The sequence below is a fragment of the Flavobacterium hungaricum genome (assembly GCF_015182285.1).
In the GTDB taxonomy this organism is placed as follows: domain Bacteria; phylum Bacteroidota; class Bacteroidia; order Flavobacteriales; family Flavobacteriaceae; genus Flavobacterium; species Flavobacterium hungaricum.
On the sequence record NZ_PRDM01000001.1, the window covers coordinates 536,115 to 556,177 of the forward strand.

Here is a 20,063-nt window from a genome sequence, read left to right on the forward strand (position 1 = left end):
TAAAATTAGAAATTAAATTGTTTTAAGTCCTATTTATGAAATATTATTTAACATTATTGTCTCTTGTTTTTTTTATAACTTCTACTGCTTTTTCGCAAGATAAAGTGGCAAAGTATAAAGTGTCAAGCGGTGAGACGATTAACCAGATTGCTCAAAAATTTAAGGTTACACCTTACGATATTTATCAGTTAAATCCAGATGCCAGAACGAGTCTGCCTCCAAATACCGTATTGTTGATTCCGATTAAGTCGGGAGAGGCCAAAAAAGAAGCTGCAGAATCTAAAAAAGCAGTTTCTTCTGGAAAAGAAATAATTCACGAAGTGCAGGCAAAAGAAACTTTTTGGAGTATTGAGCATAAATACGGAATCTCTGATGAAGCATTAAAAGCTGCGAATCCGTTTTTAGAAAAAGACGGTGTTCAAATTGGACAAAAATTGGTAATTCCAGCAAAAGGCAGTACGCCAAAGACTGCTGCAAAACCTGCTAAAGAAAAAGGCCCGGAAAAATATGTTTATCACGAAGTGCAGCCAAAAGAAACCAAGTATTCTATTGCGAAACAATATGATACAACAATTGAAGATTTAGAAAAAAGAAATCCAGAAATTGTATCCAGTCTTCCTGTGGGCTATCGTGTGACTATAAAAGGAACTGCTCCAAAAACAGAAAATGCTCCAGCTGAAGCAGCAAAACCTGCTGAAAACAAAAAAGCGGCAGAGACTTCAAAGAAAGCGGTAACGTATATGGAATATCAGGTTAAACCAAAAGAAACGTTATACAGTTTGTCTAGAACTTTTCACTTAACGCAAGACGAATTAAATGCCTTAAATCCTTCACTCTCTACAGGAGTTAAAGAAGGAATGGTTTTAAAAGTTCCAGCAGGATATGTTGCTCCGGTCGCTATAGTTCCGGTACAGCAGCCAGCTGAAAAATCGCCTGTAAGCACAAATGAAAAACCTGCAGCAGGCGGCATTAAAATTGTAGAAAGAGTAGAGTCTGAAGAAAATGATGCTGAAGTTGCGGCTTTAACTACTCTGACTAAAAAGAAAACAAACGAGCGTAAAAAAATTGCTTTGTTACTGCCTTTTAATTTGGCTAAAATACAAAGTGACACCACAGGAATCGCAACTAAATTAAAAACGGATAAGTTTTTAAACATGACATTGGATTTTTATGCTGGTGCAATGCTTGCAATTGATTCTGCTAAGACATTGAAACTGCCAATTGATGTGACTGTTTATGATTCTCAAGAAACCAAAACGACTTCAAATGTTTCAAGTCTGATCAATAAACTTCAGGATGCTGATGCCGTTATCGGACCATTTTATCAGAATAATGCAGAAGCAGCAGCAAATTCACTTCGATTGTATAATGTTCCTGTAATTTCGCCATTGTCAAAAGATGCTGCCAATCCGATTGACAATTTGTATCAATCGATTCCTGCTAATGACGTGATTAGAAATGCTGTTTTTGATTATATGCGTTCTAAAAACGGAAATATTGTGGCAGTTGTAGATAAGAAAAAAGAATCGGTTATTAATTATATAAAGCAAAATCAGCGCGGTGTTGCTTTTGCTTCTCTAACTGAAACTGGAGGTTTGGACGTGGCAAATCTAAAAAGCTTATTAATGCCGAACCGAATGAATTATGTGGTGATGGAAACGGGAAATACGGCGATGGTTAAAACAACGATTAAAGCTTTAATCGATTCTCAGAAAACGTGCCAAGTACAACTGGTTATTTTAGAACCTAATAGTACATTAGATACCGATGAAATTAGTTTTGAAAATTTAGTAAAACTAAAATTAATGTTTCCTTCTGTGACTCGAGAGAGTGAGGATCCGGCAGTTTTAATATATGAAAAACAATATCGTCTGAAAAATAAAATGAATCCGACAACCTATGCAACCAGAGGATTTGATATTACGTTTGATACCATGATGCGTTTGGTGCAGGGCAAGACATTTCAGGAAACAGCCGATTTAATGGCAACCCAGCAAGTTGATAATAAGTTTCAATATTATAAAAAAGAAGACGGCGGTCATGCAAACAAAGGTGTTTATATCTTGTATTATGACAGCGATTTAACTTTAAAAGCAGCAAATTAATGACATCAAAAGTAACCTATTTAGGCGATTTAAGAACAAAATCAATCCACGTACAGTCAGGAAGCGAAATCATTTCTGACGCACCAGTAGATAATAACGGAAAAGGAGAAGCATTTTCTCCAACAGATACAGTAGCAAATGCTCTGGCAAGCTGCATGATGACGATTATGGGAATCAAAGCTCGTGATCTGGAAGTTGATTTTATTGGTTCTACTGCAGAAGTAACTAAAATCATGAATGCAGAACCAAGAAGAATTGGAGCAATCGAAATTGTTTTTCAAATGAAAAGTAATGCTGATGAAAAAAACAGAACCATCTTAGAGCGTGCTGCAATGACTTGCCCAGTATTTTTAAGTTTAAGCAGTGAAATTGAGAAAAAAATCACTTTTAACTGGAGTTAACCTCTTAAAATTATAGTTTAAATAAAAACCATCAGGAAACTGATGGTTTTTTTATGGAATGTATTTTTTTATGTTGAGTAAATTTTGCAAAAAACAGATCCAACTACAATTTTTTTGCAAAATTTAAGATTGATTTTGCATCTTTAATTTTATTAAAGCTTATATTTGCAAAAAAAATGCAATATTTGAATCTAGAATTGCAAATTAATTTTAGAGTTATGTTTTTGAGTTGATGATTTTGCATTGTTCTTTTTATGGTGGGTAAAATTCTAAGCATTAAAAAAAAGGAACTATCTTTATGTGATTGACTGCTAAGTTTTTAAGTTTTTTAATAAAATAATGAATTTGGCAAATTCAGATTTACAGTTATAGTTCTGTATAAGATTGAAATTTATAATAAAATAAAAATAAACTATCATGTTAAAAAGTAAAATCGATAAAGCAACAGGTTTCGAAAAGCGCTTCGAAAACATCAATACTGTTGTTTTTGAAAACTCAACAGACGCATCAAAAGAAGTGGCGCAGGAAATAGCTGCTTTAATTAAAGCAAAACAAAAAGAAAATCAGCCTTGTATTTTAGGGTTGGCAACAGGATCTTCTCCAAAAGGTTTGTACGCAGAATTGGTACGTCTTCATAAAGAAGAAGGTTTGAGTTTTAAAAATGTAATCAGTTTTAATTTGGATGAATATTATCCAATGGAACCAAACTCGATCAACAGTTATGTTCGTTTCATGAAAGAATTACTGTTTGATCATGTCGATATTTTACCAGAAAACGCTCATGTGCCAGACGGACTTTTAACAAAAGAACAAATTGCGGATTACTGCCATGAATATGAAGCAAAAATAGAAGCTTTGGGCGGGATTGATCTTCAGATTCTTGGAATTGGAGGTAACGGACATATCGGTTTTAACGAATCGGGTTCGCTTCAAAACTCAAAAACGCGTTTAGTCGCTTTAGATCATATTACCAGAGTAGCTGCTAGTAAAGATTTTTTCGGATTGAACAATACACCGAGAACTGCGATCACTCTTGGAGTTAAAAAAATTATGGAAGCCAAAAGAGTAATTTTACTTGCTTGGGGTGAAGGAAAATCGAATGTTGTTAAAAGATCTGTAGAAGACGAAGTGACCAACAGAGTGCCAGCATCTTTTTTGCAGGAGCATGATAATGCTGTTTTTGTTTTAGATAAAGAAGCTTCATCAAAACTAACGAGAATTAACAGCCCGTGGCTGGTAGAGAAAGTTGTTTGGACAGATAAATTAACCCGAAAAGCAGTTTTAGGATTAGCACTTAAATTGAAAAAACCAATTTTGATGCTTACCGATGCCGATTATATCGAAAACGGAATGAGTGATTTATTGGCAGATTCGGGGCCGGCTTACGATACAAATATTAAGATCTTCAATAAATTACAAAATACAATTACGGGCTGGCCAGGCGGAAAACCAAATGCAGACGATAGTAATCGTCCAGAGAGAGCAGAACCGGCAAGAAAACGTGTTTTAATTTTTAGTCCGCATCCAGATGATGATATCATTAGTATGGGAGGAACTTTTATGCGTCTTCAAGAACAAGGGCATGATGTGCATGTGGCATACCAAACGTCTGGAAATATCGCTGTTGCAGATGACGAAGCATTGCGTTTTGCTAGTTTTGTAATTGATTATAATGAGAAATTCGGAATCAAAAGTCCGGAGGCTGATGCGATTTATGAAAAGGCGGTTACCTTCTTAAAAAATAAAAAGAACAGCGAAATTGATATTCCAGAAGTTCGTTACATTAAAGGATTGATTAGAAAAGGTGAGGCGAGAGCAACCAGTCATTTTGTTGGTTTGGATGACGATCATATTCACTTTATGGAATTACCTTTCTATGAAACTGGAACTATTGAGAAAAAACCAATAGGACCAGAAGATATTCAGTTAACAGTTGATTTAATTGAAAAAATTAAACCGCACCAAATCTACGCAGCAGGAGATTTAGCAGATCCGCACGGAACGCACAAAGTTTGTCTGGATGCTATTTTTGAAGCGGTGAAAGTTTTAAAACCAAAAGAATTCATGAACGACTGCTGGTTATGGTTGTACCGCGGTGCTTGGCAGGAATGGGGAATTGACGAAGTTGAAATGGCGGTTCCAATGAGCCCGGATCAGGTTTTGGCAAAACGTCACGGAATCTTCAAACATCAGTCACAAAAAGATGGTGTTGTTTTCCAAGGAACAGATGCGAGAGAATTTTGGCAGAGAGCAGAAGACAGAAACAGCGAAACAGCTGCTGTGTACCAGCAATTAGGTTTGGCAACTTATGCAGCTATGGAAGCATTTGTGAGATGGCATTATTAAGATGCTAAGGTTCTGAGTTTTTTAATGAAAAAGGTTCAAAGGTTTAGGGAACAAAGGCTCAAAGGCTTTGATTTATTGAAAATTTATTCAATGAAATCCTTTCATTATGACAAAAAAATAAAAAAATAGAATAGCTTTGCAATAATTAGAAGCAAGAGGAAAGAATGAGTTTGTATTCTTTTCTCTTGCTTCTTTTTTTCTTTTATAAAAAAAATGGAACAAGACAAAAAACTTCTCATAAAATTAGCTCATACTAAAATGCCTTTCGGGAAATATGAAGGGCGTTTTTTAATCGATTTACCTGAATATTATGTGGTTTGGTATCAGAATAAAGGTTTTCCAAAAGGAGAATTAGGGCAGCAGTTGCAGCTTATTTATGAGTTAAAATTAAACGGACTCGAAGAATTAATTCGCAACATAAAAAAGCAATATCCAAAGCCTTTGAAATAAATAGTAAGAAAAATCTTTTGTTATTTGGTTTTTTTTATTTAAGTTTGAAATACAAAAATATTATAATTTTTAAAAACAAAGTGATACCACAGAATTCCAGACTGAATTCGTAAATGTGTACAAGTCAGTGTTTTTTAAATTATAATATTTTTTTTAACCTGCTCAGAAACGATACACTAAGATTATTGCTGCATAAAATAGACGCATTACTTCCTTATTTTTTTAGATCTATTTTCTTTTCAGCTTCCTTAAAAATATTTTTTGACTTAGAATTAAAGACATTCTTCAAAAAAATCTCTAATTAAAAGTTAAAATTATCGATTACAAAACCAAGTAATCGATCTGTTTAAAAATTTGCAAAATTATCTCATTCTCTAATTGATAAATTATCTAATTAAATTTGTACTTTTGCCAAGTTTTTTACACAACTACTTACAAACAACAACAGAATGAATCAAACAAAATATATTTTTGTTACAGGAGGTGTGACCTCTTCATTAGGAAAAGGGATTATCGCGGCATCTTTGGCAAAATTGTTACAAGGAAGAGGGTACCGCACAACTATTCAGAAATTTGATCCGTATATTAACGTTGATCCGGGGACACTAAACCCTTATGAGCATGGAGAATGTTATGTAACAGATGATGGTGCAGAAACAGATTTAGACTTAGGACACTACGAGCGTTTCTTGAACGTTCCTACGTCTCAGGCTAATAATGTTACGACAGGAAGGGTGTATCTTTCGGTTATTGAAAAAGAAAGAAGAGGAGAATTTTTAGGAAAAACAGTTCAGGTTGTTCCTCATATCACAAACGAAATCAAAGACAGAATGCAATTGCTGGGTAAATCCGGCGATTATGATATTGTTATAACTGAAATTGGTGGAACTGTCGGTGATATTGAATCTTTACCTTATATAGAGTCTGTTCGTCAGTTAGTTTGGGAATTAGGAGAAAATAACGGAATTGTTATTCATTTAACTTTAGTTCCTTATTTGGCTGCTGCCGGAGAGTTAAAAACAAAACCAACGCAGCACTCGGTAAAAACATTAATGGAAAGCGGAATCAAAGCCGATATTTTGGTTTGTAGAACTGAGCACGAATTGTCTCAGGAATTACGTCAAAAATTAGCTTTGTTTTGTAATGTTAAAAAAGAAGCGGTTATTCAGTCAATAGATGCTTCTACGATATATGAAGTTCCAAATTTAATGCTGGAAGAAGGATTAGATGTTGTGGCTTTAAAGAAATTAGATTTACCTAAAAAAGCATCTCCGGATCTTAAAAACTGGAATACTTTCTTAAAAAGATTAAAAAATCCAAAACAAACTGTAAACATTGGTTTGGTTGGTAAATATGTAGAAATGCAGGATTGCTACAAATCTATTTTAGAGGCGTTTATTCATGCAGGAGCTGCAAACGAAACCAAAGTAAATGTAATCTCGATTCACTCAGAACATATTAATTCTGATAATGTTGAGGAGAAATTAGGAACACTTGATGGAGTTGTAGTTGCTCCAGGTTTTGGAGAAAGAGGTATAGAAGGAAAAATCGAAGCAGTTCGTTTTGTGCGTGAAAACAACATTCCGTTCTTCGGAATCTGTTTAGGAATGCAGATGTCTGTTATCGAATACTCTAGAAATATTTTAGGGTATAAAGAAGCAAATTCTACAGAGATGAACGATAAAACGCCTCATCCAGTTGTGAATTTAATGGAAGAACAAAAAACAATTACCGATAAAGGAGGTACAATGCGTCTTGGTGCTTGGAAATGTGATATCAAACCAAACACTTTGGCATACAAAATTTACGGACAAAAAACTATTTCGGAGCGTCACCGCCACCGTTATGAGTACAATAATAAATATGCCGACGAATTGCAGAAAGCAGGTTTAAAAGCGTCTGGAGTTAACCCAGATACAGGTCTTGTAGAGATTGTAGAGCTTGAAAACCACCCGTTCTTTATTGGTGTGCAATACCATCCAGAATACAAAAGTACCGTTGCCAATCCGCACCCTATTTTTGTAAACTTTGTGGCAGCTGCGGTTAATGCGCATAAAAAATAATAATTATATTCTGAGAGGCTGTAACATTTGAGAAAGACTCACAACTAATAACCTCAAACGAATAACTTTTTTAAATAATAATGGAAGAAAAAAAATTAGACTTTAATTCAATCATTGGTTTTGTATTGATATTTGGAATTTTGATTTGGATCATGTATCAAAATCAGCCTTCTGAAAAAGAAATTGCTGCTGAAAAAGCCAAAAAAGAATTAGTTGCTAAACAAGAAGCACAAGCAAAAACGGATAAAGCTAAAACTGCTGCATTACCAGCTGCAACAACTCCTGGAGATACGGTTCAATTGGCGAACTTGCAAAAAACTCTAGGCGGATTTGCTTATTCTGCAACACTTCCTTCTGCAAAAGAAGCTTTTACTACAATCGAAAATGAGAAATTGAGATTAAAAATCGCAAATAAAGGCGGTTATATTGTAGAAGCAACTTTAAAAGAATTCAAAAAATTTGAGAAAAATTCAGGGCAATTAGTTGAATTAATCAAAGACAATAATTCTAATTTAAACATTCAATTACAAACAACTGACAACAGAACTTTAAACTCTAAAGATTTGTATTTTGAGCCGACTTTAGAAAAAATTGGTTCGGATCAGGTTTTATCTATGCGTTTGAAAGCGGGTGCAAACGAATTTTTAGAATACAAATACATATTAAAACCAAATGATTATTTAGTTGGTTTTGATATTCGTTCTCAAGGATTAAACAGAGTTTTAAATTCTTCTAAGCCATTAGATTTACAATGGGATTTAAAAACATACAGAAACGAAAAAAGTATTTCGTATGAAAACCGTTATGCTGAAATTTATTATGAGCACGAAGACGGTAAAATTAATTATGCAGGTTTAGGTAAACATGAAGAAGAAACAGTAGAAAAAGTTAGTTTTATAGCTTACAAACAGCACTTTTTTACTTCTATCTTAGTAACTGACAAGCCATTTGCAACATCTAAATTAGAGTCAACTAATTTGGTTAACGATGAAAAAATCGATACTGTCTTTACTAAACAATTTAAGACAAATGTTCCTTTAGCATTCTCAAATGGTGAAATTGATTATAAAATGCAATGGTATTTTGGACCTGCAGATTATAAAGTTTTAAAATCTTATGATAAAAATTTCCAAAAAATCATTCCATTAGGATGGGGAATTTTCGGATGGATCAACAGATTGATTTTTATTCCATTATTTGGCTTCTTAAGTTCAACAATCGGACTTTCATTAGGAATTGCGATTATCATTTTTACAATAATTATCAAATTGGCGATGTCGCCAATTACCTATAAATCATTCTTGTCTCAGGCAAAAATGAAAGTTTTACGTCCTGAGATTACTGAGTTGGGAGAAAAATTCAAAAAAGACCCAATGAAGAAACAACAGGAAACAATGAAACTGTACAACAAGGCAGGAGTAAACCCAATGGCAGGATGTGTCCCGGCATTGATTCAGCTTCCGTTTATGTACGCATCGTTCCAGTTCTTCCCATCAGCTTTTGAGTTAAGACAAAAAGGATTCCTTTGGGCAGACGATTTATCATCTTTTGATGCGGTTGTAAAATTACCTTTCAGTATTCCGTTGTACGGAGATCATATCAGTTTGTTCCCAATCTTGGCAGCAATTGCAATTTTCTTCTACATGAAAATGACTTCTGGAGATCAGCAGATGGCAGCGCCGCAGCAGGAAGGTATGCCGGATATGGCAAAAATGATGAAAATCATGATTTATGTTTCACCATTAATGATGTTAATTTTCTTCAACAGCTACGGTGCAGGTTTGAGTTTGTACAACTTTATTTCGAACTTAATTACAATCGGAATTATGTTTGTAATTAAAAATTACATTGTAGACAGCGAAAAAATTCACGCTCAGATTCAGGAAAACAAATTAAGAGAGCCTAAAAAGCCAAGTAAGTTTCAGCAGCGTCTTCAAGATGTAATGGAGCAGCAGGAAGCAGCTAAGAAAGCTCAAGGCAAAAAGAAATAATTCTAAATAAAAAAATCTCGATTTATCGGGATTTTTTTTATACCGCTATAATTTATAATTTAGATTTTCGTTAAGTTAAAAAATAAAAATACTATGATCTCTAAAAAAATCATACTTGGATTACTATTTCTAAACGCATTGTTTTTGAATGCTCAGACAGAAATGAATAAAGTAGATGCCAATGGTAAAAAAGACGGACTTTGGAAAGGTACTTATGCCGAGTCTAAACGTCCTCGTTATGAAGGAACTTTTAGCCACGGAAAAGAAACGGGGATTTTTAAATTTTTTGATGATACCAAAAAAGGAGACGTTGTTGCGACAAGAGATTTTAGCGCAAACGACGGCAGTTCGTACACGATTTTTTATGATCAGAATAAAAACATTGTAAGCGAAGGGAAAGAAGTTGGAAAACTACGCGAGGGACAATGGAAATATTATCATAAAGCTTCTAAAGTTTTAATGAGTGTTGAAAATTACAAAAACGGAAAACTAGAAGGTTTAAAAACAGTTTATTATCCAAACTCAAAAATTGCAGAAGAACTGACTTATAAAAATGGTTTAAAAGAAGGAGCTTATAAAAAAATAGGTCAGGACGGCACGCTTCAGGAAGAATCTAATTATAAAAATAACGAATATAATGGCGACGCTGTTTTCTATGATTCTGATGGAAGTGTTGCATCAAAAGGGAAATTTGTTAACGGAAAAAAGGCAGGAATGTGGCAGTTTTACCAAAAAGGTAAATTGCTAAAAGAAGTTAACATGAGCGATCCTAAAAGCAGTTATCAAGCCGATTCGAAACCTAAAAATAAATAGTACCAATTTGTGCCCGCATTGCGGGCATTTTTTTTGCCGCGAATTACACGAATTTTCACGAATTGTTAGTAGCTGAAGAAAGCTAAAATTAATTCGTGAAAATTCGTGCAATTCGTGGCAGCCTTTTTTTGATAAAATTAATTAATGAATTCGTGGCTGTTTTTTTTCTACTTTTGAAAGTACAAAAACATTAACTTATGGATTTAAACGAACTGATTGGACGCTTTTTACTGCTGTTTTTTTCAATTTTAGTTTTGTATTTCTTCTCAAATAGAAAAGATAACGAAACCATAAATCCGTTAATGGTTATTGTTGGGCTTTGTACGTTTTCACTCTGTTATTTGTTTACCAAAATTGAAATCGGTGTTGGAATTGGTTTTGGTTTGTTTGCTATCTTTTCTATACTCAGATTCAGAACACAGTCTTTTACGGTAAATGCGATTATTTTTCTTTTTGCCACCATTACTTTGTCTATTTTAGATATCATGTATCCGTTTGAGAAGATTGAAATAGTATTGTTTTTTCAATTCATTATCATCGGATTTTATATAGCGGCATCGATAATCGTCAATAAAAAAGCGTCAAAATATTTAAATACAATTGATGTAAAAATTCCGATTGAAGGCAATTTTACTTTAAGCCAAGAATTTATTCGAAAATCAATTCAGCAGAAATTAAACATTCAAGACTTTGACTTCAAAATTATCCTGATTAACACATCAAGTAACGAAATAGATCTTCAGGTGTTTTATTAATCGTTAAAAGGGCGAACTTGTTTAATGTATAAATCCCGACTTTCGTTCACGATTTTAAATTCGATATCTACGGGATTAAGCGAACTTTTTCGCCAATAACGGGACATTTTGTGTTCTATGGTTTTACTGATTTCATAAAGACGCGTGATTTCTTTTTTGTTCAGAAGCGGTTCGTTATTGTTTAAATTCGAATTAGAAGTATAATCAATATCAAGATCTAAAGTCTTGTTTTCTTCATCAATCTGATAAGCAGTAAATTGTTCGCAGATTTCACCTTTTTCGGGTTTCACAACCGAGTTTTCTCCTTTTTGGATGTTAACAGTAATTCCTAGAAAATTTTTTCTGAAAACATTTTTTGTAATTACTACGCCATTCGCCAATTCGTCAGGAAAAGAACGATGCACCAAAACCGCCATAGCGATATTTTGCTGGTCGATGCCAAAAAGTTCTCTTTCGTTGTACGAAGCTTCATTCCAGACACTTGCCCAGACTTGTTTTATGGCTTTTTCAAAAGTTTTAATGCTGTCACCCAAAATACCGGTTTTAGAATCGTACAATCCGGCGCCGTTAAAATCGTCTAAATCTTCGGCATTAGTAGAAGAACGAAATCTAAAGTTCTTGAAAGAGGCATTTTTAAAGGTTTGATTTAATTTAGTAATTAGTTCAGGATCAATGTCTTCTTTTTTAATAGCGTCACGAATTTCTTTTAGTTTTTTGTTAATCCAAATTAGGGAATCTTTATTTTGATTGGATAATAGTTCCTTTATTAAAGGCGAAATGGCTGCTTTCTCAATATGTTTTGTATAATAATAAAACGGAATTGCATGGGCATTTTCGGGAGTTTTAAACGGAATTTCTTTGGAAACAGCGATTAAATACGCCATATTTTGCGCTTTAGAACCAATAAAATTGACACCTTTTTTTGGAATGACAGAAAGATCTACTAATTCGGTAACGCTGTTGTCAATGCTTAATTTTTTCTTTTTTGAGTTTTTTTTCTCGGTTATTTTTTTAGCAGTTTCTTTGATATAAAAAGTATCAATTTCAATTTTAAATTCTACTTTTTTAGAAAGCAGCCTTTTAAGATTATTGTCTTTATCGACAACGGTATACGCCATTATTGGAATCTTACGGTTTTTGCCCAAAAGAACCAAATGACTCAATGGGGTTTGCAGTTCGTTTACAATTATTCCTTTTACATCAGGAAGAATATTTGGAGTTCCGTCCAGAATTATAATTTCGTTAGAATTCGGTTTTATTTTCTCTAAGTCCTTGATTTTATATTGTTTTAAAATGCCAATTGTTGAGCCTGATACAACTTGCTGGTATTTTAAATCATTAAATATATAATCTGATTTTACACATGGAATTTTGAATTTTTGCTGCTGAAACAATTCTATTTTTTCTGGATCGTTGAGATAAAACTTGAGATTATCGCCGATAAAAGAAGTCAGTTTAACTTGATTGTAAAACCATTCGATCTGAGAAACCTGCATATGATCGGATGCAGCAAGCTCAAAAATCCATTTATCAGTTCCTTTAATGTGATTAAGATTTCCGAGCAGAAAATCACGATCTTTTAGACTGTTACTGTAATTTTCTTTATTAAAAACTTCAACGCCTTTGTCATAGCCTAAATATCCCGTTGCAAAATCATAATGATGCAAAATAATTTTACTGTTGAAATAGTACATTTTTTGTTTTTTCAAATCGTACACAATTTTTACCGATTCGATATTGGAGAATTTATCAGATAAAGGTTTTCCTTTAAAAGCTTTAAACGCTTCGTAATCTTTGATGGAGGGCAAAAATCGCTGCGCGTTTAAGGTGGTAAACACGAATATTGAAAACAAGATGTAAATGTATTTTTTCATGTTTTTGATTTAATGAATAAATGTAATTAAAAAAGGCATAGGTATATTTTTCTAATACATAGAATTGTAGTTTATTGAATCTGTAATCAGGTGTTTCAATTTTTTACTGCAAGTACTTATGAATTTGCAGTGAAAGAATCTCGTCAATTAGTTTTTTTATGGATTAAGTTCAATTTTTCAAACAATAGTGGAGTTAGTAAAAGTGATTATGAGAAATAATTTTATTCTATAGTGTTTGAATAGAATGACTTGGGAATGTATCGCTCGATTTTTGATATTTTTTTGTGTTCCAATTTAAAAGAATAATGCTTATTGATGTTTTTTTAATAAGTAAACATTTATATTCGTTGTTAAATTTTGATAATTTCCATTTTAATCCAAGAAGTATCTGCGTAGGCTTCTTCTTCATACAAAAAGAAAAAATACATGAAAAAAAATTACATTTTTTTATTACTCTTAATGTTTACTGTTTTTTTTAATAATGCGGCTGTCGCTCAGACCTCACTAGGGACATGCAGCAGTTTTATAAATAAATTGAAGAAGGAGCTTAGTGTTTCTACCGCAAAAAAAGAAAATAATGATATTATACTTAAAGTTTTGGATTCAAAAATTTTTACCGCAAAAGTCAATTATAAAGAATCGACGGTTTCGAGTGAATTTTTGATCGGAGAAATCAAAAACATCTCTGGATCTTCTTTTTACCTCAAGCTAATGGAGCGATCACTTGAAGGGCATATTATTCTTAAAAATTCAAAAGAAGCATACAAATATTCTTCTGATGCTCATGGAAATGCTTATGTTTCAAAAGTTGATATTAATTCAGTAATCTGTGTAGATTATATAAATGTATCACAGAAAGGAGCTAACACAGCAAAAGTTAGTGCCGCTGCTATTAGTCCTGAGCTGTTAAAGTTAGAAAGTCTGCCAGGAGGGATAGGTTGTGTATTATTGGATTTTGACGGATATAACATGCCTGCTGGAAATCTTTGGAATTTCGGTGGTGCGATCTATGCACTTCCCTCAGGAATGAGTGATGCCTTTATACTTCAGGCTTTCGAAATAGTTTCAGAAGATTACAGGCCTTTTAATTTAAACATTACAACAAATGAGGCTGTTTTTAATACCTATCCAAAAACAAAAAGAAAGCGTGTTGTAATCACTCCTACAGATACTGCACAACCGGGAGTTGGAGGAATAGCTTTTGTAGGAGCTTTTGCTGCGGACAATGATGTTCCAGCCTGGTGTTTTAATGTCAATACCGGTCAAGCAGCCGGGAATACAGCTTCACATGAGATTGGGCATCTCTTTTCATTAAGACATGATGGCCTAAGTTCTCCTGGAGAAGAATATTTTTCAGGGTTAGATGGAACATCTTGGGCGCCTATTATGGGATCGAGTGTCAAAACTGTTGTGCAATGGAGCAAAGGGGAATATAATAGAGCTAATAATGCACAGGATGATGTTGCCATTATTGCCGATAAAATTTATGGAGTAGGTTACAGAGTTGATGATTATGGGAATGATACAGCTTCGGCATTTAATCTGGCGCTGGATAGTAGAAGTGATATTATTCAAACTGATGGTGTAATAGAAAAAGAAAGCGACAAAGATTTTTTTGCTTTTACTACTCGCGGAGGAACTGTAAGGATTGCAGCGAATACAATAATCGGAACAGGAAGCGGTAATCTTCATATTTTGATTCAGCTATACGATGCAGCTGGTATCGAAATTGCACAACAAACAGATCCTGATCCTTACTATTTAGACGCTTTATTGTATGCAGATGTCCCGGCTGGTAAGTATTTTATCAGCATTAGTGGTGTTGGGGCAGGAGACAAAGCTTTTGGTGGGTATTCAGCGTATGGTTCTATTGGTAGTTATTCTATTACTGGAACTATTCCACCTCCTCCAGTTTCCGATATTATTATTTCGGGATTACAAACAAATATAAGTTGTTACGGAGCATCAGATGGATCTATAACGGTTAACCCTTCAGGAGGTGCTGGCAATTTTCGGTACGTTTGGTCACCATCTGGAGGAACAAAAGCGACAGTGTCTGGCCTGAAAGCCGGTACTTATACTGTTACTGTAGTGGATGAAGAGGGAAACTCCAAAGTAAAAAGTTTTGATATAATAGAGCCTGCAGAAATTAAAATATCAGGAATAAAAACAAATGTTACCTGTTATGGTGAATCAGACGGATCTATAACGGTTAATGCTTCAGGAGGTAATGGTGGTTTTACCTATGCATGGTCACCAACTGGTGGAACGCAAGCCGCTCCATCTGGCTTAAAAGCTGGAAACTATACAGTGACTGTAACGGATAAAAACGGATGTTCTAAAAAGGAAACTTTCAGTATAACGCAGCCTGTAATAGTAGATTCGGGCATAACAGTAGAAAATGATAGGCTGACTGCTAATCAATCGGGAGCAAGTTATCAATGGTTCGAATGCCCTGCTTCGCTGATCGCAGGCGAAACAAATCAGTTTTTTAAACCCAAAAAATCCGGTTCTTATAAGGTTGTGGTTAGATCAAATAATTGTGAGATTTCTTCAGATTGTGTGAATTTTAATAGTCTTAATACGGAATCATTTAATAAGGAAATAAAATTTTGGCTATACCCGAATCCTTCAAATAACAGCATCACTCTAACATCTGATCATGACGCAGACTTTCAATTTATAAATGCTTTAGGAAAGGCTGTTAAGACAGTAAAAGTATTGGCCAATGTGAATAGTGTAATAGATGTTGAAAACTTATCTACTGGGATTTATTTTATTTGTGAAGTGAAGGAAGGAGAATTAATAAGTCATAAGTTTATTAAAAATTAGTGTTTTAAAGTTCTTTTTATAACCTTTTTAAAACTTAAGACAAGCTTTTCGGTTAATCCAACACAAAAGCAATAAGTTTTATCTACTGCGGAATTACTTAAACTAATGAAAACGAATGCAGAGAATTCTATTATTTGGCTTACCTTTGCAACCTTGAAAAATTAAACATTTTAAAATGAAACGAGTAGTTGTTGGGCTTTCTGGCGGGGTAGATTCTAGTGTTGCGGCTTATTTATTGCAGCAGCAAGGATACGAAGTAATTGGTCTTTTTATGAAAAACTGGCACGATGATTCGGTTACTATTTCTAACGAATGTCCTTGGCTGGAAGACAGTAACGATGCACTTTTGGTTGCTGAAAAACTCGGGATTCCGTTTCAAACGGTTGATTTAAGCGAAGAATACAAAGAAAGAATCGTTGACTATATGTTTAACGAATACGAAAAAGGAAGAACTCCAAATCCTGACGTGCTTTGTAACCGCGAAATCAAATTTGACGTGTTTATGAAAATCGCTTTAAGTCTGGGCGCCGATTATGTGGCAACGGGACACTATTGTCAAAAAAGTGAAATTGAAGTTGATGGAAAACCAGTTTATCAGCTAATTGCTGGAAATGACGTCAACAAAGATCAATCGTATTTTTTATGCCAATTGTCTCAAGAACAGTTGTCTAAAGCTTTATTTCCTATCGGAGCTTTGACCAAACCAGAAGTACGTGAAATTGCGGCTGAAATGGAATTGGTTACCGCTGAAAAGAAAGATTCTCAAGGTTTGTGTTTTATTGGAAAAGTACGTCTTCCTGAATTTTTGCAGCAAAAATTACAGCCAAAAGATGGGAAAATCGTACAGATTGATAAAAATGATCCGATTTATACAATTGAAAAACCTGATGGAATTTCGTTAGAAGAAGAATTAAAATTAGAATCTCAAAAACTGCATTATCTTCCGACGATGGGAAAAGTTGTGGGAAAACATCAAGGAGCCCATTATTTTACGGTAGGACAGCGAAAAGGTTTGAATGTTGGCGGGACAACAGATCCGTTATTTGTAATTGGCACTGATGTTGAAACCAATACGATTTACACAGGTTTGTCAAGCAATCATCCCGGCTTGTTTAAAAAAGCATTGTTTGTAGAAAAATCAGAGGTACACTGGGTTAGAGAAGATCTAAAATTGAAATCAGGCGAAAAGATGGAAGTTATGGCGAGAATTCGTTACCGCCAGCCTTTACAAAAAGCTGTTTTACATCAGTTTGAAGATGGAATGTACGTTCAGTTTGAAGAACCGCAGTCTGCTATTACCGAAGGACAATTTGTAGCTTGGTATTTACAAAATGAATTAGCTGGTTCGGGAGTAATTTCTTAGCTTTATACTTTCTTAGGAAGTAATTCCGCTAAAAAGTATACTATGAGATGCAGCTTTACATTTCTTTTATTATTTATTTCGTTTGCCGTATTTTCTCAGGAAGATGCCTGGGTTTATTTTAATGCTAAACCAAATTCTCAGGCGTTTTTCAGTAATCCGCTTGCAGAGCTTTCTCAAAAAGCTTTAGATCGCAGAACAAATCAAAATATAGCTTTAGATTTAACCGATGCACCTCTGGAAACTGCTTTTGCAGATCAAGTTAAATCAAGTACCGGAATTACAGTAATGGCACAGTCTAAATGGCTGAATGCACTTCATATTCGAGGAACTCAAGCCAATATAAACGCTTTAAAAGCTCTTTCTTTTGTGTCAAAAGTCGTTTTTGCAGACAAAACCCTGAATACGACAGCGAAAAGTACTGCCGCAGCAAAAAGCAATAAAACAGCCGATAAACTCCAAACAACTATAGATTATTCGTACGGCAATGCAGCTAATCAAATCCAGATGTTAAACGGGCAGGTTCTCCACCAGCAGAATTACACCGGAGAAGGAAAAATAATAGCTGTTTTGGATGGAGGTTTTCCAGGTGTCAATACAGCACAGCCCTTTGAAAATTTAAGAAATAATAACCGAATTTTGGGCGGCTACGATTATACCACCAGAAACAGTAATTTTTACACTGGCGACGATCACGGTACTTTGGTACTTTCTACAATGGGCGGTTATAAAGAAAATGCTTTAGTTGGAACGGCTCCAAATGCATCCTATTATCTGTTTATTACCGAAATTCAAACCGTAGAAAATCCTGTTGAAGAATCGCTTTGGGTAGAAGCTGCGGAAAAAGCAGATGCATTAGGTGTTGATATTATTACCTCTTCTTTAGGATATTTTGGAGATCGAACAGAATCCAGATACGATCACACCTACAGCGACATGAACGGCACGAGCAATTTTGTTTCGCTTGGTGCAGAGATTGCCTTTAGTAAAGGAATATTGGTTTTGGCTTCAGCCGGAAATGACGGCGGGAGACCAGAAAACCATATTGGGTCGCCTGCAGATGCCGTTTCGGTGCTTGCTATCGGTTCTGTCAATTCAGTAAAATCAAGAGCAGCTTCAAGTTCTATTGGGCCAAGTTTTGACGGAAGAATAAAACCAGATGTGATGGCTCAGGGTGTCGCAGCTGCAGTTTCGAATGCAGCTGGTACTATTACAACTGCAAGCGGAACTTCATTTTCATGCCCAATTATGGCCGGAATGGCAGCTTGTTTATGGCAGGCTTTTCCGTCTAAGACCAACAAAGAAATCAGACAGATGATCTTGGCTTCTTCGGATCGATATACCAGTCCGGATAATAATTACGGATACGGAATTCCGAATTTTGGTACTGCTTTGGGAGTTGAAAATTTTGAGGCAGAGACCGCCTTTGCTGTTTATCCAAATCCTGTAAAGTCTTCTGTTACTTTTTCTTTTTTGAATGAAAACAATACTGCTTTAGTGACGATTTATTCTGTGCTAGGGCAGAAAGTAATCGAAACACAAATCACCAATACCAATTCAACTCTTTCTTTGCAGCCCCTTACAAGCGGCCTCTATTTTTATACTTTTGATGCTGGAAATCTGCATAAAACGGGAAAGATAATTAAGCAATAATTTTTTTGATGAATAAAATCACACAACTCTTTAATATAAAATACCCGATTGTTCAAGGCGGTATGATCTGGAACAGCGGTTACAAATTAGCCTCGGCAGTAAGTAATGCCGGCGGATTAGGACTTATTGGTGCAGGATCAATGTATCCAGAAGTTTTAAGAGAACATATTCAGAAATGTAAAAAAGCGACATACAAGCCTTTTGGTGTCAATATTCCGATGTTATATCCGAACATTCAGGAAATCATGGATATTGTGGTAGAAGAAGGCGTAAAAATCGTTTTTACTTCGGCTGGAAATCCAAAGACATGGACTTCATTTTTAAAAGAAAAAGGCATTACCGTTGTACACGTGGTAAGCAGCAGTGTTTTTGCTTTAAAAGCACAAGAAGCGGGAGTAGATGCTGTGGTGGCAGAAGGTTTTGAAGCCGGCGGCCACAACGGACGTGAGGAAACGACTACTTTAACTCTGATTCCGATGGTGAAAGAAAAAATTCAAATTCCGTTGATTGCCGCAGGCGGAATCGCAACGGGCAGAGGTATGCTGGCTGCTATGATTTTGGGTGCAGACGGTGTGCAGGTAGGAAGCCGTTTTGCAGCTTCTGTAGAATCATCAGCTCATAATAATTTTAAAGAAACGATTGTTACTGTAAAAGAAGGAGGCACGCAATTGACATTGAAAGAATTAGCTCCTGTTCGTTTGGTTAAAAATAAGTTCTTTGATGACGTTCAGGAATTGTACCAAAAAGGTCCGTCAAAAGAAGAATTAGTGCAGCTTTTGGGCCGGGCAAGGGCAAAGAAAGGAATGTTTGAGGGAGATTTGGAAGAAGGCGAACTTGAAATTGGACAAATTGCAGGTTTGATTCACGAAATCCTGCCGGCAGAAAAAATTGTAAAAGAAATGATGGCAGAATTTGAAACTGCCCAAAAAGAAAAGACTACATTTGAGTTTTAATTAGCGGAAGGAATTATTATGAGTTTGGGACGTATATTTATTATTTTACTTTTTATAGGTTTTGGTTATCAAAATGTTCAGGGGCAATCGTATCGTTTTAAAACTTCGGGATTTAGCGTTTTAGAAAAAAATGAAAGAGGCAAATGGGGCGAATGGTCTGCTCTTGATTTGGTCAATCTGTCGGTTGTACTCGATACAGACAAACATAGAATCGTAGTTTATTCTCAGGAATTACAGCTCTTTAATATTTTAAATTATATTGAAAGAGAAGAGAACGACACCGATATTGTTTACTCTTTTGTGTGTAAAGATAATGACGGCAGAGAATGTAAATTGTCTATCATTACCCGAAAAAAGCAAGATTACAGAAAGCAGTTATATATTAATTATGATGATCATATTATTGTTTATAATATCATCACAGTATAAAAAATAAAATAGTCAAAAAAAAAATTCCAAATTCCAAG

14 protein-coding genes are annotated in these 20,063 nt (G+C 34.8%); 13 read left to right on the plus strand and 1 reads right to left on the minus strand.

Annotated features, from left to right (window positions below):
* Positions 1–35 precede the first annotated feature (35 nt).
* The 8 genes from C4F50_RS02280 to C4F50_RS02315 all read left to right on the plus strand — a co-directional run bounded on the left by C4F50_RS02280 (position 36) and on the right by C4F50_RS02315 (position 10,924).
* On the plus strand, positions 36–2,105 hold the full coding sequence (locus C4F50_RS02280) for a PBP1 and LysM peptidoglycan-binding domain-containing protein (RefSeq protein ID WP_193844805.1): 2,070 nt from the start codon (positions 36–38) through the stop codon (positions 2,103–2,105).
* Positions 2,105–2,506: an OsmC family protein gene (locus C4F50_RS02285; RefSeq protein WP_193844806.1), complete on the plus strand. Its 402-nt coding sequence runs from the start codon at positions 2,105–2,107 to the stop codon at positions 2,504–2,506. Before C4F50_RS02280 ends, C4F50_RS02285 begins: the two co-directional genes overlap by 1 nt.
* 417 nt (positions 2,507–2,923) lie before the next feature.
* A complete protein-coding gene (nagB, locus tag C4F50_RS02290) occupies positions 2,924–4,852 on the plus strand; it encodes a glucosamine-6-phosphate deaminase (RefSeq protein WP_193844807.1) in 1,929 nt (642 codons plus the stop codon).
* 213 nt (positions 4,853–5,065) lie between these two features.
* On the plus strand, positions 5,066–5,302 hold the full coding sequence (locus C4F50_RS02295; RefSeq protein ID WP_056186218.1) for a DUF3820 family protein: 237 nt from the start codon (positions 5,066–5,068) through the stop codon (positions 5,300–5,302).
* A 449-nt stretch (positions 5,303–5,751) separates the two neighbouring features.
* The gene (gene pyrG / locus C4F50_RS02300) at positions 5,752–7,365 is read left to right on the plus strand and encodes a CTP synthase (protein WP_193844808.1); all 1,614 of its coding nucleotides are present in this window, start codon (positions 5,752–5,754) and stop codon (positions 7,363–7,365) included.
* Positions 7,366–7,445: 80 nt separating this feature from the next.
* Positions 7,446–9,356: a membrane protein insertase YidC gene (yidC, locus tag C4F50_RS02305; RefSeq protein ID WP_193844809.1), complete on the plus strand. Its 1,911-nt coding sequence runs from the start codon at positions 7,446–7,448 to the stop codon at positions 9,354–9,356.
* Between the two features lie 93 nt (positions 9,357–9,449).
* On the plus strand, positions 9,450–10,169 hold the full coding sequence (locus C4F50_RS02310; protein WP_193844810.1) for a toxin-antitoxin system YwqK family antitoxin: 720 nt from the start codon (positions 9,450–9,452) through the stop codon (positions 10,167–10,169).
* Positions 10,170–10,366: 197 nt separating this feature from the next.
* Positions 10,367–10,924 carry a DUF4956 domain-containing protein gene (locus tag C4F50_RS02315; RefSeq protein WP_193844811.1) on the plus strand — a complete coding sequence of 186 codons (558 nt, stop codon included), beginning with the start codon at positions 10,367–10,369 and terminating at the stop codon, positions 10,922–10,924.
* Here C4F50_RS02315 and C4F50_RS02320 read toward each other — a convergent pair.
* On the minus strand, positions 10,921–12,798 hold the full coding sequence (locus tag C4F50_RS02320) for a PEP/pyruvate-binding domain-containing protein (protein WP_193844812.1): 1,878 nt from the start codon (positions 12,796–12,798) through the stop codon (positions 10,921–10,923). The genes C4F50_RS02315 and C4F50_RS02320 overlap by 4 nt on opposite strands.
* Positions 12,799–13,224: 426 nt before the next feature.
* Here C4F50_RS02320 and C4F50_RS02325 point away from each other — a divergent pair, with 426 nt between their 5' ends.
* The 5 genes from C4F50_RS02325 to C4F50_RS02345 all read left to right on the plus strand — a co-directional run bounded on the left by C4F50_RS02325 (position 13,225) and on the right by C4F50_RS02345 (position 20,025).
* Positions 13,225–15,630 (plus strand): T9SS type A sorting domain-containing protein, encoded by a 2,406-nt coding sequence (locus C4F50_RS02325; protein WP_193844813.1) that lies wholly within the window; start codon positions 13,225–13,227, stop codon positions 15,628–15,630.
* 175 nt (positions 15,631–15,805) lie between these two features.
* A complete protein-coding gene (gene mnmA / locus C4F50_RS02330; protein ID WP_193844814.1) occupies positions 15,806–16,993 on the plus strand; it encodes a tRNA 2-thiouridine(34) synthase MnmA in 1,188 nt (395 codons plus the stop codon).
* Positions 16,994–17,035: 42 nt separating this feature from the next.
* Positions 17,036–18,643 (plus strand): S8 family serine peptidase, encoded by a 1,608-nt coding sequence (locus C4F50_RS02335; protein ID WP_193844815.1) that lies wholly within the window; start codon positions 17,036–17,038, stop codon positions 18,641–18,643.
* A gap of 8 nt (positions 18,644–18,651) precedes the next feature.
* Positions 18,652–19,596 carry an NAD(P)H-dependent flavin oxidoreductase gene (locus tag C4F50_RS02340; protein WP_193844816.1) on the plus strand — a complete coding sequence of 315 codons (945 nt, stop codon included), beginning with the start codon at positions 18,652–18,654 and terminating at the stop codon, positions 19,594–19,596.
* 18 nt (positions 19,597–19,614) lie between these two features.
* On the plus strand, positions 19,615–20,025 hold the full coding sequence (locus C4F50_RS02345) for a hypothetical protein (RefSeq protein WP_193844817.1): 411 nt from the start codon (positions 19,615–19,617) through the stop codon (positions 20,023–20,025).
* Positions 20,026–20,063: the final 38 nt, after the last annotated feature.

What these genes read in the sequence shown, in the direction of transcription:
- C4F50_RS02280 (WP_193844805.1), top strand. Translation starts at nt 36, where the DNA reads ATGAAATATTATTTAACATTATTGTCTCTTGTTTTTTTTATAACTTCT.
- C4F50_RS02285 (WP_193844806.1), top strand. Translation starts at nt 2,105, where the DNA reads ATGACATCAAAAGTAACCTATTTAGGCGATTTAAGAACAAAATCAATC.
- nagB (WP_193844807.1), top strand. Translation starts at nt 2,924, where the DNA reads ATGTTAAAAAGTAAAATCGATAAAGCAACAGGTTTCGAAAAGCGCTTC.
- C4F50_RS02295 (WP_056186218.1), top strand. Translation starts at nt 5,066, where the DNA reads ATGGAACAAGACAAAAAACTTCTCATAAAATTAGCTCATACTAAAATG.
- pyrG (WP_193844808.1), top strand. Translation starts at nt 5,752, where the DNA reads ATGAATCAAACAAAATATATTTTTGTTACAGGAGGTGTGACCTCTTCA.
- yidC (WP_193844809.1), top strand. Translation starts at nt 7,446, where the DNA reads ATGGAAGAAAAAAAATTAGACTTTAATTCAATCATTGGTTTTGTATTG.
- C4F50_RS02310 (WP_193844810.1), top strand. Translation starts at nt 9,450, where the DNA reads ATGATCTCTAAAAAAATCATACTTGGATTACTATTTCTAAACGCATTG.
- C4F50_RS02315 (WP_193844811.1), top strand. Translation starts at nt 10,367, where the DNA reads ATGGATTTAAACGAACTGATTGGACGCTTTTTACTGCTGTTTTTTTCA.
- C4F50_RS02320 (WP_193844812.1), bottom strand. Translation starts at nt 12,798, where the DNA reads ATGAAAAAATACATTTACATCTTGTTTTCAATATTCGTGTTTACCACC.
- C4F50_RS02325 (WP_193844813.1), top strand. Translation starts at nt 13,225, where the DNA reads ATGAAAAAAAATTACATTTTTTTATTACTCTTAATGTTTACTGTTTTT.
- mnmA (WP_193844814.1), top strand. Translation starts at nt 15,806, where the DNA reads ATGAAACGAGTAGTTGTTGGGCTTTCTGGCGGGGTAGATTCTAGTGTT.
- C4F50_RS02335 (WP_193844815.1), top strand. Translation starts at nt 17,036, where the DNA reads ATGAGATGCAGCTTTACATTTCTTTTATTATTTATTTCGTTTGCCGTA.
- C4F50_RS02340 (WP_193844816.1), top strand. Translation starts at nt 18,652, where the DNA reads ATGAATAAAATCACACAACTCTTTAATATAAAATACCCGATTGTTCAA.
- C4F50_RS02345 (WP_193844817.1), top strand. Translation starts at nt 19,615, where the DNA reads ATGAGTTTGGGACGTATATTTATTATTTTACTTTTTATAGGTTTTGGT.